At 69.2% G+C, this 17,990-nt stretch carries 13 protein-coding genes and 1 riboswitch; of the genes, 7 read left to right on the top strand and 6 right to left on the bottom strand.

Translation table 11 applies throughout. The annotated features are described in order from the left end of the window. Positions 1 to 7 precede the first annotated feature (7 nt). A riboswitch (cobalamin riboswitch) is annotated at positions 8 to 213 on the bottom strand. 209 nt (positions 214 to 422) lie between these two features. Next, entirely contained in the window at positions 423 to 1,790 is a 1,368-nt protein-coding gene (locus FHS44_RS03490; RefSeq protein WP_184712394.1) for a type I glutamate--ammonia ligase, read from the top strand. Position 1,791: 1 nt separating this feature from the next. Then, positions 1,792 to 2,604: a DUF6885 family protein gene (locus FHS44_RS03485; RefSeq protein WP_184712393.1), complete on the top strand. Its 813-nt coding sequence runs from the start codon at positions 1,792 to 1,794 to the stop codon at positions 2,602 to 2,604. Here FHS44_RS03485 and FHS44_RS03480 read toward each other — a convergent pair. Continuing rightward, positions 2,601 to 3,038: an Hsp20/alpha crystallin family protein gene (locus FHS44_RS03480; protein ID WP_184712392.1), complete on the bottom strand. Its 438-nt coding sequence runs from the start codon at positions 3,036 to 3,038 to the stop codon at positions 2,601 to 2,603. The two genes, FHS44_RS03485 and FHS44_RS03480, sit on opposite strands and share 4 nt — an antisense overlap. A gap of 167 nt (positions 3,039 to 3,205) precedes the next feature. On the opposite strand from FHS44_RS03480, the gene FHS44_RS03475 reads away from it, so the two are divergent. From FHS44_RS03475 to FHS44_RS42225, 3 genes are all read left to right on the top strand, one after another. After that, complete coding sequence (locus FHS44_RS03475; protein WP_184712391.1) at positions 3,206 to 4,234, top strand: AI-2E family transporter; 1,029 nt, start codon at positions 3,206 to 3,208, stop codon at positions 4,232 to 4,234. A gap of 51 nt (positions 4,235 to 4,285) precedes the next feature. After that, positions 4,286 to 6,178, top strand: coding sequence for an alkyl/aryl-sulfatase (locus FHS44_RS03470; RefSeq protein WP_184712390.1), 1,893 nt, complete (start codon positions 4,286 to 4,288; stop codon positions 6,176 to 6,178). 238 nt (positions 6,179 to 6,416) lie between these two features. Next, the gene (locus FHS44_RS42225) at positions 6,417 to 11,075 is read left to right on the top strand and encodes an nSTAND1 domain-containing NTPase (protein ID WP_184712389.1); all 4,659 of its coding nucleotides are present in this window, start codon (positions 6,417 to 6,419) and stop codon (positions 11,073 to 11,075) included. Positions 11,076 to 11,181: 106 nt separating this feature from the next. Here the strand turns inward: FHS44_RS42225 and FHS44_RS03460 are convergent, their stop codons facing one another. From FHS44_RS03460 to FHS44_RS03450, 3 genes are all read right to left on the bottom strand, one after another. Further along, positions 11,182 to 11,574: a hypothetical protein gene (locus FHS44_RS03460; RefSeq protein ID WP_184712388.1), complete on the bottom strand. Its 393-nt coding sequence runs from the start codon at positions 11,572 to 11,574 to the stop codon at positions 11,182 to 11,184. 112 nt (positions 11,575 to 11,686) lie between these two features. After that, positions 11,687 to 12,013, bottom strand: coding sequence for a hypothetical protein (locus tag FHS44_RS03455; protein ID WP_184712387.1), 327 nt, complete (start codon positions 12,011 to 12,013; stop codon positions 11,687 to 11,689). A 109-nt stretch (positions 12,014 to 12,122) separates the two neighbouring features. After that, on the bottom strand, positions 12,123 to 13,112 hold the full coding sequence (locus tag FHS44_RS03450) for a ParB/RepB/Spo0J family partition protein (RefSeq protein WP_184712386.1): 990 nt from the start codon (positions 13,110 to 13,112) through the stop codon (positions 12,123 to 12,125). A 580-nt stretch (positions 13,113 to 13,692) separates the two neighbouring features. Between FHS44_RS03450 and FHS44_RS03445 the strand changes: the two genes are divergently transcribed. Next, a complete protein-coding gene (locus FHS44_RS03445) occupies positions 13,693 to 14,295 on the top strand; it encodes a DUF4291 domain-containing protein (RefSeq protein WP_184712385.1) in 603 nt (200 codons plus the stop codon). Between the two features lie 154 nt (positions 14,296 to 14,449). Here FHS44_RS03445 and tuf read toward each other — a convergent pair whose 3' ends face one another. Both tuf and FHS44_RS03435 read right to left on the bottom strand, forming a co-directional pair. After that, on the bottom strand, positions 14,450 to 15,616 hold the full coding sequence (gene tuf / locus FHS44_RS03440; protein WP_184712384.1) for an elongation factor Tu: 1,167 nt from the start codon (positions 15,614 to 15,616) through the stop codon (positions 14,450 to 14,452). Positions 15,617 to 15,827: 211 nt separating this feature from the next. Then, positions 15,828 to 16,736: a LysR family transcriptional regulator gene (locus tag FHS44_RS03435; RefSeq protein ID WP_312863515.1), complete on the bottom strand. Its 909-nt coding sequence runs from the start codon at positions 16,734 to 16,736 to the stop codon at positions 15,828 to 15,830. Between the two features lie 84 nt (positions 16,737 to 16,820). Between FHS44_RS03435 and FHS44_RS03430 the strand changes: the two genes are divergently transcribed. Continuing rightward, positions 16,821 to 17,981, top strand: coding sequence for an MFS transporter (locus FHS44_RS03430; RefSeq protein ID WP_184712383.1), 1,161 nt, complete (start codon positions 16,821 to 16,823; stop codon positions 17,979 to 17,981). Positions 17,982 to 17,990 lie beyond the last annotated feature (9 nt).

Here is a 17,990-nt window from a genome sequence, read left to right as displayed (position 1 = left end):
CCCACGATCGCGTACGGCACGGCCGGTAGGTCTTCGGACTCGTGGGCGTGACACGCGTTCCTACTGGCCGTCGCTTCCCAGGTCCGTGACCCAGTGCGTGTGACGGCGGTCGTTCCCACTCACCGCTGCGGGGCAGTCCCGGATTTCCACCGGGTTCCCTCTTGCCTCGACCACCCTGGCTTGGGCGGCCGAACCGACTGCATGGGACACCATATATAGGGCTGATCCAAAAGTCACATCCCATATCTCGTGTTGCGACAAGTTTCCCGCGACGCGCCAACCGCCCGAACCAGGCGGCGGGGCACCAGGCCCGCACAAAGACCCCGGCCCCGGCGTGTATCCGATCTCCACCCTCGCCGCCGTCGCCACGGGCGGTATCTTCACCAACGGCCACCACACACCGGCACCCCAGGGAGCGGTTCATGGAGCGGAACGTGACAGCCGTCGATCTCCAGGCGAAGGCCGAGGCGCTGGCGAAGGAGGGCGTCGTCGGCATCACGATCGCCTGGGTGGACAACAACGGCATCACCCGCTCCCGCACGGTCCCGGTGGACGAGCTGCCGTCCGTCGCCGAACGCGGCGTCGGCGTCACCACGCTGTTCGCGGTCTTCGACTCCCACGACGGCATCACCTTCGGCCACCCGGGGCTGAGCACCCCCTCCGGCGACGTCCGGCTGGTCCCCGTCGCCGACCGGCTCGTACGGCTGGCGGGGCAGCCCGCCTTCGCGTGGGCCCCCGGCAGGCAGGTCGCCGCCGACGGCTCGGCCTGGCCGTACGACCAGCGGGGGGTGCTGGAGCGCCAGGTCGAGCGGGCGGCCGGGCTCGGGCTGGAGTTCCGGGCCGGTTATGAGATGGAGTTCCACCTCAGCCGCACCGAGCCGGGAGCCGCCGAGGTCCTTTCGGGACCGGCCTACGGTCCCCGCGTGCTGCTCGACGTGGACGGTTTCGCCGCCCAGCTCCTGCGCGACCTGCGCGACAACGGGGTGCGGGTCAACCAGTTCCACGCCGAGTACGGCCCGGCCCAGTTCGAGCTGAGCATCGCGGCGGCCGACCCGGTCACCGCCGCCGACCAGCAGGTTCTCGCCCGGCAGACCATCCACGCCGCCGCTGACGCGCACGGCCTGCGGGCGAGCTTCGCTCCCCTGGTCACCACCGAGGGGGTGGGCAACGGCTGGCACCTACACACCTCCCTCTCCCGCGACGGCGTCAACCTGCTGTCCGGGGGCGCCGAGCCGTACGGCATGACCCCCGAAGGGGCCGCCTATCTGGCCGGGCTGCTGCGTGACCTGCCGGCCATCACCGCCGTCACGGCGCCCAGCGTGCCGTCCCTACACCGGCTCAGGCCCGGTTACTTCTCCAGCGCCTTCACCTTCTGGGGGGTGGAGAACCGGGAGGCGGCCCTGCGGTTCGTCCCGGCGACCGACCTGCTCGGCGCCTCGCACGCCAACGTCGAGCTCAAGCCCTCCGACGCCTCGGCCAACCCCTATCTGGCCCTCGGCGTCGTCATCGCCTCGGGCCTGGCCGGGATCGCCGACGGCCTCACCCTGCCGGAACCCGTCCAGGAGGACCCCAGCTCCTGGTCCGCCGAGCAGCGCGACAGGCGGAACATCCACCGCCTGCCCACCACCCCCGAGGAGCAGCGCAGGGCCCTGCTCGGCAACGACCGCGTCCGCGCCGCCCTCGGCGAGGAACTCCTCGGCGCCTTCGCCGCCGTCCGCGCGGCCGACCAGGCGTGGGCCGAGGGCAAGACCATCCAGGACGTGGTGGCCGCCCACCTGTGGCGGTACTGACATGGACGTGCTGGAAGGGGTACGGCGGTTCGCGGGCGCGACGGCGCTGCTCGAACGGCACCGTCGCGCGCTGCCCCAGCCTGACCAGTTGTGCGGTCCGTTCTGGGCGTGGCTCGCCGTGGCCACCCTGACCGGCGAGGACCCTCCTGACCTGCCCACCTTCGCGGTCGCGGCGGGCACCGCCGTCTGGCCCCACGACCTGCCCTCGGCCCGTCCCGTCGGCGAGCCCTCACGCACCGACGCCTGGACGGGCGTGTCGCGGGCCGCCGACGTGGAGGGCGCGGGCACCTCGGCGCCCGGGGTGGGGGCGGCCGTCGAGGAGTTGTCCTCGGGGGCCGTTGCCGCGGTCCCCGCGACCGGCGTGTGGACCCCCGGCGGGCTCCTCGCCCTGCTCGACGCCCTGCACGAGCGAGGCCGCCCCGCCGTACCCGTCGCGAACCTCTCCACCGGCCCACTGTGGGGATCCAGGCCGACGCGGGACCAGATCGACAACTATCTCCGGACCGGGGACTTCACCCTCGGGCCGTCCGCCGACTGGCGGGTGGGGCACTTCACCGCACTGTGCGGCACCCTCCCCGGGGACCGGGGAACCCTGGTCGCCGTCGCGGACACCTATCCCAGCCTCGGCGACCAGGGTCTTCACCTGCAGCCCGTGGAGAACCTCGCCACGGCCCTCGCACGGAGTCACCCACGAACCGGCGGCGTTCTGCTGGCCGTACTGGCCGACGACCGGGAAGCCGTCCGCGACCTGGTGCTGGAAGCCCACCTGGAACCCACCTGGTGGGACAACGGCACTCCTTTCCAGCGCGGTTAGCCTTTGATCGCCCTGCGGGTGTCGGCGCCCTTCCTGATGGTGACCCTGCGCGGCCTGGCCTTCTCCAGCACCGGGATGCGGACGGCCAGGACGCCGCTGTCGTAGGCGGCCTCGACCGCCTCGGCGTCCAGGTGCTCCGACAGGTAGACGCGCCGGGTGAAGGTGCCCATCGACCGTTCGCGGACGAACAGCCGCTCGTCCTGGGCGTACTTCTCCTCCCTCCGAGCGGAGACCGACAGCACGCCGCGGTCGACGGTGACCTCGATCGAGTCCGGGTCGATGCCGGGCAGGTCGAAGCGCAGCACGACGTCGTCGGCGCGCCGGATGCCGTCCATCGCCATGGTGGCACCGTCCTGGCCACCCGCCTGGCGGACGATCCGGTCGAACTGCCGCTCGAACTCCTGCACGAAGGGGTCGATCGACGTCAGCAACATGGACCATCACCTCCGGGGAAAACTGCTCCTCACGCAAGAGGAAACCTACAAGCTGAGTTATAGATAATCTCCCGCCGGACTGTCAAGCCGTCGCCGGACGGTATGCGATCGATCAAGGAGCGTGTCGCCTTCCGGGGACGCCGGAGGTGATCGCGTAGCGTCACGGCATGCCGGTGAAGGTGTCCGTCGGGTTCCGCACGCTCACGGCCTGCGCGGCGGCGGTGATCGTGCTGTGGGGAACCAGGCAGCTCAGCGCGATCGTCGCCCCGGCGTTCCTGGCGCTCACCCTGACGATCGCGGTGAGCCCGCTGCGCGACCGGCTGCGAGGCTGGGCCGCGGCCTTCGTCCCCCTCGCCGTCATCCTGCTCGCGCTGTGCGCCCTCGGCGCGGCCATGGTGGTCTCCGTGGCACGGTTCGTCGCCCTTGTCCCGCGATATGCCGACCAGTACCGGCGCCTGCTGTCGTCCGTCGGTACGGCCCTGCGCGACCTCGGCGTCGACCAGTCCCAGATCAGGAACGCGCTGAGCGGCATCGACCCCGACCGTATCGTCCGGGCGGCGCAGAGCCTGCTGTCCGGATTCGCCGGAACGGTCTCGGCGGTGGTGGTGACGATCCTGGTCCTGTACGGCATGAGCCTGGACGCTGTCGTCTTCCGGCGGACCACCGGTGCCCTCGTGGCCCAGCGCCCCGACCTGGTGACCGCGTTGCGGGGATTCGCCCGTGACACCTGCTCCTACCTGGTGGTCTGCACGGTCTTCGGGCTCATCGTAGCGGTGCTCGACACGGCGGTCCTCGCGCTGCTCGGGGTGCCGTTGCCGCTGTTGTGGGGGCTGTTGTCGTTCATCACGAACTACATCCCCAACGTCGGTTTCGTCATCGGGCTGGTCCCCCCGGCCGTGCTGGCGCTGCTGGACTCCGGGGTGGCCACGATGGTGTGGGTGGTCGTGGCCTACTGCGTGCTGAACTTCGTGATCCAGTCGGTCATCCAGCCGAAGTTCGCCGGGCAGTCGGCCCACCTGTCCGTCACGGTGACCATGCTCTCCCTGTTCGTATGGACCTGGGCGCTGGGGGCGCTCGGCGCGATCCTGGCGGTGCCGCTCAGCTCCTTCGCCCGTGCCGTACTGCTGGACGCCGACCCCGCCACGGCCTGGGCCTCCCCTCTCGTCACCGGCACCGACCCGGGTCATAAAAGATGATTTTTGGGTTTTCCTGGCCTTATTCCGGATGACCGGGGGCACCACGCTTCCATGGCAGACCTTCCCTTTCACGACCGGGCCGACTTCGACAACGCCGACCGCGGCTTCGTCGCGAAACTCTCCCCGGCCCTCGTGAGGGGAGCCGACGGCGAGGTCGTCTGGGACAACGACGTCTACGCCTTCCTTGACGGCGACTGCCCACAGGACGCCCACCCGAGCCTGTGGCGACAGGCGCAACTGTGCGCCAAACAGGGCCTGTTCGAGGTGACCGACGGCATCTACCAGGTGCGCGGCCTGGACCTGTCGAACATGACGATCGTCGAGGGCGAGACCGGCGTCATCGTCATCGACCCGCTCGTCTCCACCGAGTGCGCCGCCGCCGCGCTCCGGCTCTACCGCGACCACCGGGGCGAACGCCCGGTCACCGGCGTCATCTACACCCACTCCCACGCCGACCACTTCGGCGGAGTCCGCGGCGTCACCGACGGCACCGGAATCCCCATCCTCGCCCCGGCCCACTTCATGGAACACGCCGTCGCCGAGAACGTCTACGCGGGCACCGCCATGAACCGCAGAGCCCTCTACATGTACGGCCAGCGCCTGCCGCGTTCTCCCGAAGGCCAGCTCGGCTGCGGCCTGGGCATGGGCACCTCGGCGGGAACCGTCACCCTCATCCCGCCCACCGTGGACATCACCCACACCGGGCAGGAGGAGACCATCGACGGGGTGCGGATCGTCTTCCAGCTCACCCCCGGCACCGAGGCCCCGGCGGAGATGAACTTCCTCTTCCCCGACCACCGCGCCCTGTGCATGGCCGAGAACGCCACCCACAACCTGCACAACGTCCTCACCCTGCGCGGCGCGGTGGTCCGCGACGCCCGCGTCTGGGCCCGCTACCTGGACGAGGCGATCACCCTGTTCGCCGACCGGGCCAACGTCGCCTTCGCCTCCCACCACTGGCCGACCTGGGGCAGGGAGGACATCGTCCGGTTCCTGTCGCAGCAGCGCGACCTGTACGCCTACCTGCACGACCAGACCGTACGCCTGCTGAACCACGGCCTGACCGGCATCGAGATCGCCGAGACCATGCGGATGCCACCCGCCCTGGAACGGGCCTGGCACACCCACGGCTACTACGGCTCGGTCAGCCACAACGTCAAGGCGATCTACCAGCGCTACCTGGGCTGGTTCGACGGCAACCCGGCCCACCTGTGGGAACACCCACCCGTCGAGCAGGCTCGACGCTACGTCGAGTGCCTGGGCGGAACCTCGGCCGTCATCGCACACGCCCGCCGCTACATCCAGGAAGGCGACCTCCGCTTCGCCGCCACCCTCCTCAACCACGCCATCTTCGCCACCGACCCCCACTCCGACGCCAGGTACGGCGAGCACCGCACCGAACACCGCTCTGAGCACCGCGGGCGCGACGAGCACGACGCGGCGCACCACGCCGAGGCTCGCTCGCTGCTCGCCGAGGTCTACACCCGCCTCGGGCACGGCGCCGAGAACGCCACCTGGCGCAACTTCTACCTGACCGGCGCCGCCGAGCTGGCCGACGGCCCCGCCGCGGGCACGGCAGACACCACCTCACCGGACATGCTCAGCGCGCTCAGCGTGGAGCAGGTCTTCGACTCCCTCGCCATCCGCGTCAACGGCCCCGACGCCTGGAACGAGCGCTTCACCATCGACTGGTACCTCACCGACCTGGACGAACACCACAGCACCACGCTGTCCAACGGCGCCCTGACCCACCGCCGAACCCCCTCCGGCGACGGCGCCGACCTCACCCTCCGACTGACCAGACAGCAACTGTTCGACCTGCTCACCACCGGCGCCCCCGGCGCCCTCGCCCACATCGACCACGACGGCGACCCCACTCCCCTACAACGCCTGGCCACCATCCTGGACACCCCCACCCCGAACTTCCCCATCGTCACGCCCTGATCGGGTTCCGCATCTCACGCTGGGGTGCCTGGGTTTTTCCGGACAGTCGGCTCGTGGGTGAGTAACGCTCGGTGAACGCTTACCGTTCAGGGCAGACCGATGTGCTGGGGTTGGGTAGCGCTCGGCGGGGTTGGGCCGATAAGCCATGGAGGCCGTAAGAGGGGCCGGGATGCCACTCGACTTCGGCCTCTGCTGTCGCACGCTATGTCGGCTGTCGTATCGCACGGTCAGGAGCAGTGTGAGCCACCACGGTGAGCAACTCCCCGAGCTGTCTGAACTGCCTGAACTGGATGGTCATGTCCTGCTGCCCGAGCAGATCGCCGCTGCCCAGAACGGGGTGCGCGGCTGGGTGCGGCAGGCGGCGTCCCAGTCCGCGCGGGGAGTGGGCTGGGCGAGCCCGCGGGCGCTGCTGGCCGCGCTGTGCGCGAGCGCACTTGCTCCCCTGGCCCTGGCCGAGCCGGGCCTGGCGGTGGCGGCGGCCGGGATCAACGTGGTCGGCTCGGTCGGGGAGAATCTGTTGTCGGGCCTCATCGGCTCCTACCTGGCCGCTGCCCGCGCCAAAACCAGCCTCAGAACCCCCGGTGATACCCGTGCCGCTGCCCAGCCGGCCGACCGGGTGCGGCAGGTGGAGCGGGAACTGACGGCGCAGTTGGAGAAGGCCCTACAGGCCGGAGACGCGCACGCCGATGCCCTCGCCGAGACGCTGGGGAGGGTGCTGGCCGAGGTCGAGGTCACCCAGGTCGTGATCGGTGAAGCAGTCGCCCAGGGACATGCCCGGCTGCTGGAGGAACTGATGACAGCCTTCGTCGAGCTCGGCCGGCAGATCGCGGCGCTGGCACCGATGCTGAGATTGCTGTACGTCGAAGTGGCCCGGATCCAGCAGACCCTGTACCGGCAAGATGCCGAGCATCGCTTCGACCGCGCCCAGACACAGCAGCAGATCGCCCTGCTGACGGTGATGCGTGAACAGTTGAGCGAGCTGGCAGTCCGCCCACCTGGCGGCACCTCCGCTGCACTGCTGGGCGCGAGCGGCACGGCGTGGGCGGGCGGGTGCCCGTATCAGGGGCTGGAGCCGTTCGGCCCAGCCCAGGCGGACCTGTTCTACGGGCGAGGCCAGGCCACCGCCCGGCTGACGGCGATGGTCACCGTCCCCCGCGAAGGCGGGCTGATCGTGGTGATCGGGGCCTCTGGGGAGGGCAAGTCCTCCCTGTTGCACGCCGGACTACTGCCTGCGCTGACCACCCCCGCCTCCTCGTCCGCCGGTGGCCCTGGTGGCCCTGGTGGCCCTGGTGGCCCTGGTGGCGCGAAATGGGTGCCGGTGACCTTCACCCCCGGGCAGCGGCCGCTGCAGGAGTTGGCCACACAGTTGGCGGTGCGCTGTGGCGCCGACCCCGACACCGTGCTGGCCGAGCTAGGCCGCGACCCGTCCCGGGCCAGGGAGCGGGCCTACCAGGTGCTGGCCGCCGAACGGATCCGCCGCCACCAGCAGGGCGCGACCGGTGACGGCCCGCAACGCCTGGTCGTGGTCGTCGACCAGTTCGAGGAACTGTTCACCCTGACCTCGGGAGAGCACGCCGAGGAAGCGGAGACGTTCGTCGTCGCTCTGGAGGCGATGACCGTCGGCACCGGAAGCGGGGCCGCTCCGGTGCCTTCCGCCCAGCCGGAACGCGCGGCCGGTGAGCAGGCAGGCAGACCGGCACCGGGGGTCGTGGTGGTGGCGATGCGCGGAGACTTCGTCGAGCGGTGCGCCGCTCACCCGGTGCTGGAGCGGGCGTTGCAGGAGCGGATGTTCGTGCTGGGCCCGATGAACGAGCCGGAACTACAGCGGGCGATCACCGGCCCGGCCGCCGCAGCCGGGGCGAGTGTGGAAGACGGCCTGGCCGAGCAGGTGGTGCGGGAACTGGTCGGCCACCTGCGCCTGCCCGCGGGCGGGATCGGCCTCACAGGGCTGACGGGGGCGTTGCCGCTGCTGTCGATGGCGATGGTGCGCACCTGGGATCAGCGCGAAGGCGGGAAGCTGACCCGGCAGGGCTACGATCGCTCCGGCGGCGTCGCCTCGGCTGTGGAAGCCACCGCCAAAGAGGCCTTCGACTCCCTCACCCCCCGGCAGCAGGCCATCGCTCCGCGTCTGATCCTGGCGTTGACGATCACGGGCGCCGACGGGCAGGTCAGCCGACGCCGCGCCACCATGGGTGAGTTGGCCGCCTTGTGCGCACCCGAACCGCCTGAACTGGCCCGGCAGGTGGTCGAGGTGTTCACCGCCGCCCGGCTGATGATCACCGGCCCTGTGCTCCGGCCCCCCGACCCGGCCCAGACAACGGAGGCGGTATCCGCTGATCCCGCGTCGGAGGCCACCGCCAACGTCTCCCCGGCGCCCGAGACTCCTGAGACGGCGGGGGGAGCCAACGCGGTCGAACTCGCCCACGACGTACTGCTGACCGCCTGGCCGCTACTGCAGGACTGGTTGGCCAGCGAGAGCGCTGACCGGGCCCTGCACGGGGAGATCGTTCGAGATTCCACCAAATGGGACCAGCGTCGCCGGGATGCGTCGTTCCTGTATCGCGGGGTTCGTCTGCAAGCCGCCCAGGAGGCCATCACCCGCTGGCGGGCTGACCCGGACCGCTACGACGGATTCGACCTGTCCCACTCTGTGGAGGCGTTTCTGCACGACGGCGCCCGTACCGCCGCTCGGACTCGACTCCGCCGGCAGGGGATGTCCGCGGTCTTGGCCGGGCTGCTGGTGATCACGAGCATCGCCGCAGTGGCCGCGGCACTCTCCAGCCAAGATGCCAATCAGCAACGCGCGTTGGCGCTGGCTCGCAGTGCCCAGGCCGCCTCTCGGGAGGCGGCCACCTACAGCCAAGCCCTGCCCGGCATCCCAGAGACATCGGCGCGGCTGGCCGCTGCGGCGCAAGCCATCGCCGATACCGACGAAGCTCGAGCGAGCATGGCCGCTCTCCTCAGCAGACCTGCACGTGCTGTCCTGACCAAGCACACCAGTACGGTGTTCTCAGTGGCTTTCAGTCCGGGTGGCGCCCGCCTGGCCTCCGCCGGAGGCGATGGCGTCGTGTCGATCTGGAATGCGACGACTGGCAGGCAGAGTGACGCTGACGATCTCCTTGAGGGTGGAACGTTACGCTCGGTAGCCTTCAGCCCGGACGGTAAGTACCTGGCCATCGCCGGAGACGACGGCACGGTGTCGATCCGAGGTGTGGCCAACGCTGGGCAGATCGGTAATTTCCTCATCGGGCACACCGGCGGGGTGTACTCGGTGGCGTTCAACCGAGACGGCACCCGCCTCGCCAGCGCCGGAGACGACAAAACCGTACGCCTCTGGGATACGGCCACCGGCAGGCAAATCGGCGCGCCCCTCACCGGACACACCGGCGGGGTGTACTCGGTGGCATTCAGCCCAGACGGCACCCGCCTCGCCAGCGCCGGAGACGACAAAACCGTACGCCTCTGGGATACGGCCACCGGCAAGCAAGTCGGCGCGCCCCTCACCGGACACATCGGTGTGGTGTATTCGGTGGCGTTCAGCCCGGACGGCACCCGCCTGGCCAGCGGCGGAGACGACACCACCGTGCGGATCTGGGATACGGCCACCAACCAACAAAGCGGCACCTTCCTTACTGGGCATACCGGTGTGGTGTATTCGGTGGCGTTCAACCATGACGGCACCCGCCTCGCCAGCGCCGGAGCTGACAAAACCGTGCGCGTCTGGGATACGGTCACCAACCAACAGATCGGTGCCCCCTTCACCGGGCACACCGGTGTGGTGTATTCAGTGGCGTTCAGCCCGGACGGCACCCGCCTGGCCAGCGGCGGAGACGACACCACCGTGCGGATCTGGAATGCAGCCACCAACCAACAAAGCGGTGCCCCCCTCGCCGGGCACACCGGTGTGGTGTATTCAGTGGCGTTCAATCAAGACGGCACCCGCCTCGCCAGCGCCGGAGGCGACAAAACCGTGCGGATTTGGAATGCAACCATCGGAAAACCGGCCGGCCAGCCTCTCACCGGACACACCGGTGTGGTGTATTCGGTGGCGTTCAGTCCAGACGGCACCCGCCTCGCCAGCGCCGGAGACGACAAGACGGTGTGGAGCTGGAATGTGGCTGCCAACAAACCGACTGGCGCTCCCGTCGCCAAATACGCCAGCACAGTGCTCTCGGTGGCGTTCAGTCCAGACGGCACCCGCCTGGCCAGCGGCGGAGGCGAAATCACCGTGCGGATCTGGAACTCAGCCACCGGCAAACCGACCGGCGCCCCTGTCGTCAGGCAAATCAACGGGGTGTATTCGGTGGCGTTCAGCCCGGACGGCACCCGCCTGGCCAGCGCCGGAGCTGACACCACCGTGCGGATCTGGGATACAGCCACCGGCAGGCAAATCGGCGCCCCCCTCACCGGACACACCGGCCGGGTGTACTCGGTGGCATTCAGCCCAGACGGCACCCGCCTCGCCAGCGCCGGAGACGACACCACCGTGCGAATCTGGGACACGGCCACCGGCAGACAAATCGGCGCCCCCCTCACCGGACACACCAGCGGGGTGTATTCAGTGGCGTTCAGCCCAGATAGCACCCGCCTGGCCAGCGGCGGATACGACAAGTCGGTGCGGATCTGGGATACGGCCACCGGCAGGCAAATCGGCACTTCCCTCACCGGTCACACCAATACCGTGTTCTCGGTGGCGTTCAGCCCAGACGGCACCCGCCTGGCCACCGCTGGAGGCGATGGCATGGTACGGATCTGGAACGTCGGTTTACCGTATGATCCCCAGGCCCTCCTGCGAGCGGTGTGCAGCATCGCAGGCCGGTCCTTCACCCCCGAGGAGTGGCGGCAATACATTCCCGGCGAGCCCTACCATCAGCCCAACTGCCCGGCCTCTCGATAAGGTCAGGCGCTCTCGCTTGCCGTACTTGCCCACCATTCGCGGACGCGTTCTGCTCGTCGTCGCCGGTGAGTTTCAGGCACCTCGACCACGACGGCAACCCCACTCCCTACAACGCCTGGCCGCCGTCCTGGACACCCCCTGAAGTCCGCCTTTCTCCGAAGTACGGACGTCGTCGTTGTCGCCACCACGGCCAATCAGGCGAGGCATACGGATCCGGCGTCGTCCTGGCGAGGAAGCTCCTGTCAATGGGAAGCACCAGGCCATAGAGGTACGGCCTGGCCCAGTGGGGCAGGGCGACGAGCGCCCTTTCGAGTTCCCCGCGTGGATCGACCTCCCAGGCGCACCCAGCGCATGAGCACGTGGGGAGGAGCTTGGCTGAGGTGCCGGGGATGACGTCCTGTGCCCAGGCCAACAGCCTCGCGGCCACCTCGCCCGGCTGCAGGAGGGTGTGTTCCAGGGCGATCACCGCGGCCATGGGGTGGGCGGTGAGACCTGGCACCTGGTGAATCGAGACCCTGTGGGTTCCGCACCGCACCCTGCGTGCGCGGACCTCGGAGGGGCGCCTACGCGGCATGGTTCTTTCTGATCGACATCATGCGGCGATGGTCGCACTACTCGTCCTCGTAGCTCCACCTCTCGATCGTCCAAGGAGCCGACGGCGACACCCTTCGAGCCGCGTACCCGCGGGGCAGATCGGCGGTCTCCTCGATGCTGGGATCGCGTTCCACCAGGTGACGAACGTGGCTGATGAGCAGGACCTCGGGATCGCTCGCGTCGGTCACGGCGTCCCCGATCAGCCAGTCATCGTCGTCATCGTGGATCACGACGAGCACGGGAAACTCTCCGCTGAGGACCGTACGTTGCACGACAGCCCCAAGCTCGGAAGGGAACTTCCCGCCGTCGAAGGGAAACGGCACCCGCCTGACTATCTCGCTCATGCCTCACAGGCTCCCAGAGGAATCACGGCCGTCGGCCAGCGCTTTCCCAGACCGGTGCTTTCGCCTGAATACCGATCAGATCCTCGGTCCTCACCACCGCTTCTCCACCTCACGCTTTGGGGCGTGCCGTTCTGCGTTCGAGTCTTTCCGCGAACTCCGTCCATGCCGCGGCACTTTCCCTGGCCAGCTGGCTGACCTGGCTGATGCGGTGTTCGGGGATCACGGCGACCAGTTGCTCCCGGATCGACGTGAGCTGGGCGTTCACGCTGAGCATCCGAAGAAGGAGCCTGCCGTGCTCCCTGGACCGGAGGGAAGGGTCCCTGATCAGGGTCTTCAGTGACGACCTTCGGCGGGGAGGGGATTCGGGGGCGGTGTCCGGGAGCGGAATGTCCGCGGTGACCGGCCGCTCGCGCGAGGCCGAGGCTGGTCGCGCGTCAACGGACCGTCGCAGACCCGGTAACGGTCCCTCCCCGCGTTCAAGGCGGTTGCGGACGTCCCGGACCGTGCCCGGTGAGATGCCCGCCTGCTCGGCGACCTTCCGCAGCGAGGCACGCGGCTCCTTCGTGAGGAGTTCGGCCGCGCGGATCCGGCCCGTCGAGCTGTCCAGCGGACGGACCCGGCCGTCGTTCCCCAGCCGCGCCTTCGGCGAGGCGTCCTCGGGGAGTGCGGTACGGCGGATGCCGCTCACCGTCCGAGCGGACAGCCCTGCGACCTTGGCGATCATCCTGTCTGACCAGTGGGGATACGTCCGGACGATCCGTACGGCGGCCGCGGCCCGGTCATCGGCGGAGAGCGGCAGGCCATGAGTGATGTTCTCCTTGACGGCGACCACGAAGGCCTCGCGCTCGTCACCGTCGAAGAACCGCACGCTTATGGTCTCGTCCCCCCGCAGCATCGCCGCCCGCAGCCGGTGCATCCCGTCCACGATCCGCCGGGTGGACCGGTGCACGATCACCGGGGGCAGCGCGGTCTCCACGCTGGAGAGCAGGCGTACGTGCTGGAGATCCTCTCCCCCGCTCCGCGGCGTGTCCGCCGAGAGCAGCTCACGAACGGGAACCGTCTGAACTTCAGAAAGCCTGGAACGGTAGTCCTCATCCAACGCTTCCCCCTGAGACCGGGTCACACTCGACGAGGCGGCCGTCTCGATCCGCGTAACCAATGCGTGTCTCCCATCTGAAAAACCCCGACCCGCTTTTCCGCTCCCACCCCGGATTGACCGGCGAACTCCCCACCGACCCCGGTCATCCCCGTCCCGCAAGAGCCACGTGCAGCATTTCAGACAACACTCTTGATCTTGTCCTAGCGATTATCTCTCCCGCACACCGGCACCCCCTTACCGCAGGTACGCGCCAACGAGACACTGGATGTCAGCCCAAACGAAAACCCCGAAGTCACCTGAAGCGACGCCTCCTGCAGTGCTCATTCACCAGCCAGGCGAACTCGACTTCTGAATTCCACAGCACGTAACCGGCATGAACCGTTCACGTTGTCGTCACGACCATGCCACTGTCCGCCAGGACATCATTCAATGGGACAGAGTCCTGCTGTCAAAAACGGTGTGCGAAGCCGTACCGCGTGGCCACCCGACGTGATCGAGGATGCTCGGCTCATCGTCCATGATGAGCCGAGCCTGGTTAATTCTGTTGCGGGGTGGAGGACCGTTCACCATGCTCGGCGGGATGAACGTCCCCTATCGGCAGATCCGGGCTGACTTCGGTGAGGAGGCTGTCACGGTCTATCAGGCCTATGATCCGGCCATCGCGGATCCGGCTGTCGCGGCGCAGCGGTTCGTGGCGCCTTTCAAGCGTGAGCGGATGACCTGGATCAAGCCGTCCTTTCTGTGGATGATGTATCGCTGCGGTTGGGCCACCAAGGCCGGACAGACCAGGGTTCTGGCCGTCGAGATCAGTCGGGAAGGGTTCGAGTGGGCGCTTGGGCACTCCTGCCTCAGCCATCCCGACGGGGAAACGGATCCCGAGGCGTGGCGGAGGCGGCTGCGGGAAAGTCCGGTCCGGGTCCAGTGGGATCCCGAACGCGACCCGCACCACAATGCCCTGCCGTACCGGTCGATCCAGGTTGGGCTTTCCGGGGAGGCCGTCGCCCGTTATCTCGACCGGTGGACTCTGCGGATCACCGATCTGACCGACCGGGTTCACGACATCCGGCGGGCGCTGCGCGACGGGCGGGACGTCACGGGCATGCTGCCCGTGGAGCGTCCCTATCCCCTGCCTGAGGAACTCGCCCAAGTCATCGGCTCCTGTGTGAGAAAGCCCGATGCGTGAGAAAGCCTGGTGTGTGAGAAAGCCCGATGCGTGAGAAAGTCCGGCCCGAATCCAGCGGGATCCTGGGTGTGATCGCACCACGGCGCCCCGCCGTACCGGACCGTGAGACAGCCTGACCTCGCCGCCGACACGCGGCGAGGTCAGGCCACTACACCTAATCGAGGACGGACAGCACCGTGCCCGTTCCCACGGTCAGGCCGCCCTCGCGGATCGCGAAGCTCAGGCCGGGCTCCAGGGCCACCGCCCTGCCCAGTTCCACGACGGCCTCGACCGTCTGCCCCGGAGCGGCCGGGGCGTCCAGGTCGATCTGGCCGGGGACGTCGGTCGTCCTGAGGTAGAACTGCGGCCGGTAGCCGCCGGAGACGGGGCTGTGCCGTCCGCCCTCGGCCGTCGTGAGCAGGTAGATCCTGGCGACGAGACGCCGGTGGGCGCTCTGCGAGCCCGGTACGGCCAGCACCTGGCCCCTGCGCACCTGCTCACGCCGTACACCACGCAGAAGCACCGCGGCGTTGTCACCCGCCTCACCCCGGTCCATGGTCCTGCCGAAGGTCTCGACGCCGGTCACCACCGCGGTGAGGTCCGCGTCGAAGCCGACGACCTCGACCGTCTCGCCGACCTTGACCGAGCCGCGCTCGATCGCCCCGGTGACGACAGTTCCCCGCCCGGTGACGGTGAGCACGTTCTCCACCGGCATGAGGAACGGCGCGTCGACGTAGCGGACCGGGACCGGGATATGGTCGTCCACCTGCCGCAGCAGCGTCTCGACGGAGGCCGTCCACTCGGGGTCGCCCTCCAGCGCCCGCAGCCCGGACACCCTGACCATGGGCACGTCGTGGTAGCCGTGCTCGGCCAGCAGTTCGCCGAGCTCAAGCTCGACCAGGTCGGCCAGCTCGGGGTCGGCGCCGTCGGCCTTGTTCAGCGCGACGACCAGGTGCTCGACCCCGACCCGCCTGGCGAGCAGCACGTGCTCGCGGGTCTGCGGCATGACGCCGTCCTGTGCGGAGACCACCAGGATGGCCCCGTCGAGCTGCGCCGCCCCCGTGATCATGTTCTTCACGTAGTCGGCGTGGCCGGGCATGTCCACGTGCGCGTAGTGACGGGTGTCCGTCTCGTACTCGACGTGCGAGATGTTGATCGTGATGCCCCGCCGCGCCTCCTCGGGCGTGCGGTCGATCTTCTCGAACGGCGTGTACGTCGCGCGGCCCCGCTCGGCGAGCACCCTGGTGATCGCGGCGGTCAGCGTGGTCTTGCCGTGGTCGACGTGACCCATGGTGCCGATGTTGAGGTGCGGCTTGTTCCGCACGTAGGCCTGCTTGGCCATGATCCCTTCCCTGAAGACCTGGAGGTTCTTGTGACCCGATGTGGGGCGACAACCTCTCCCCGCCGGGTCACCTCAGGACTCACGGGAAGAGGTCAACGCTCCAGGCCGTCGCAGGCACGCCCAAGAACACCCGCGACGGCGAGCGTCTTCTGGAAGGCGTGACGGGACATGGACATCATGGTGGCCCAGTACGGCGAAGCACCGCAACGGATTATGCGACCAGGGCGGCGGCTCCCAGCGCGTGTTCGACGGCCACCTCGTTGAACGCCCGGATCGCCGCCGTCTCCGCCGCCTTCGCCCAGGCCAGGCCGAGGATCGAGGGAGGCAGTCCCGTGACGGGGACGAAGCTGATGTCCGGGCGCCGGTAGTGGAGCGCCGTGGGGGTGCAGAACAGCATGCCGCCCCGGTTGAGCGTCACCTGGGTAAGCCCCTCCTGACAGGTGACCACCGCACCGGCCCGGGGAATGGGGCGGCCCGAAGGGGTGAAGAACGGCGCCATCCGATCGGCCCACACGCGGGGGGCCGGGCCGTCCAGTCCGATCAGGGCCACGTCCACCAGTTCCTCCACGTCGATGTGCGAACGCCCGGCCATCGGGTGGCGTGCGGAGACACCGAGCTGGTAGGAGACCCGGTTCAGCTCCTCGCCCGTCACCAGGTCGGGCTCGTCGATCGGGAGCAGTGAGAAGGCGATGTCCACCTCCCCGGACCGCAGCTTCCCGAAGGGGTCGGAGAGCGTGATCTCCACGAGCTCAACCTCACACTCTGGATACCGGCGTTCGAAGGCCCGCACGCTGCCGACGACGACGTCCGTCGGCGTGGCCAGGAAGCCGACCCTGATCACGCCCGTCACCTCGCGGGCCGCCGCCTTGACCCGGTTGACCGCCTCCGCGAGGCCGTCGTAGGAGGGCCGCAGGTCGGCGAGGAAACGCTGGCCGAGCGGCGTGAGGCTCACGCGCCTGCTGGTGCGCTGGAAGAGCCGGCCGCCGACCCTGGTCTCCAGGGAGCGCATGAGCTGGCTCACCCGGCCGGGTGACAGGTAGAGGCGGTCAGCCGTACGCGCGAAGTGCAGTTCCTCGCTGAGCACGACAAAGCACTCCAGTTCCCTGAACTCCACCTTCACCCCCGTATGTTCGCTTAGCTCACCTAAACCAAGCCTTCGAGCTTCGTCATTGTTCCCGCCGACGACCGGCAGAAGGCTGGTCGCATGACCATGACTGACGTTTCCGCCGTCACGCGGGCGCGCTGGCTCGCCGTGTTCTCGGTCGCGGTGGGCACCTTCACCATCGTGACCAGCGAGATGCTCCCCGTCGGCCTGCTGACCTCGATCGCCACGGACCTCGGCGTCTCTGACGGTACGGCGGGGCTGACGATGACGGCTCCCGGACTGGTCGCCGCCATCTCCGCGCCCGTGCTGGCGATCACCACCCGGCGGCTCGACCGGCGCGTCATGCTGCTGGGACTGGTGGCGCTGCTGTCGGTGGCGAACCTGGCGGGCGCGTTCGCGCCGAACTACCTAGTCATGATGGCCGCGCGGGTGCTGACCGGGGTGAGCATCGGCGGATTCTGGGCCTTCGCGGCCGGGCTCGGCCTGCGGCTGGTGCCCGAGGCGTCCGTCGGACGGGCCACGTCGATCATCCTGGCCGGGGTGTCGGTGGCGTCGGTGCTCGGGGTGCCCCTGGCGACGTTCATCTCGTCGTTCGCGGGGTGGCGGACCGCGTTCGCGTCCATGGGGGCGCTGGCCCTGGCCCTCATCGTGCTGCTGGCCGTCACCCTGCCGCCCCTGCCCGGCGAACCCCGGGAGCGCGGGTCCGAGCCGTCGCCCGCCCGGAGGCTCTCCGGCTCGCTCAAGATCGTCCTTGTCCTGACGGCCCTGATCGTGTCCGGCCACTTCGCGGCCTACACCTACGTCCGGCCGTTCCTGGAGCAGGTCTCACACGCCGGTCCCGCCTTCGTCAGTGCCGCTCTGCTGCTGTACGGCGCGGCGGGCGTGGCCGGGAACTTCGTGGCGGGCGCGTGGGCGGCCAGGAACCCCAGGCCGGTCCTGATCACGCTGGCCCTGCTGATCGCGCTCGCCACGGCGGCGCTTCCCCTGGTCGGCCTGCCTCTGGTCATGCTCGTGGTGTGGGGCCTCGGCTACGGCGGCGTCGGGGTGGCGCTGCAGCTCTGGATCCTCCGCTCCGGCGACGGCGAGATGGGCACGGCGTTCTTCGTCGGCGTCTTCAACGTCTCCATCGCGCTCGGCGCGTTCGTCGGCGGCCGGATCGTGGACGGGGTGTCGCTTCCCGGGGTGATGTGGGTGGGAACCGCGCTCGCCCTGGTCGCCGTGGCCGTCACCGCCGCCTTCGGCAGGACCAGGACGGCCTGACCGGGGTGC

It is taken from the genome of Streptosporangium saharense (genome assembly GCF_014203715.1).
GTDB lineage: Bacteria > Actinomycetota > Actinomycetes > Streptosporangiales > Streptosporangiaceae > Streptosporangium > Streptosporangium saharense.
This window is presented reverse-complemented; position numbering and strand designations above follow the sequence as displayed.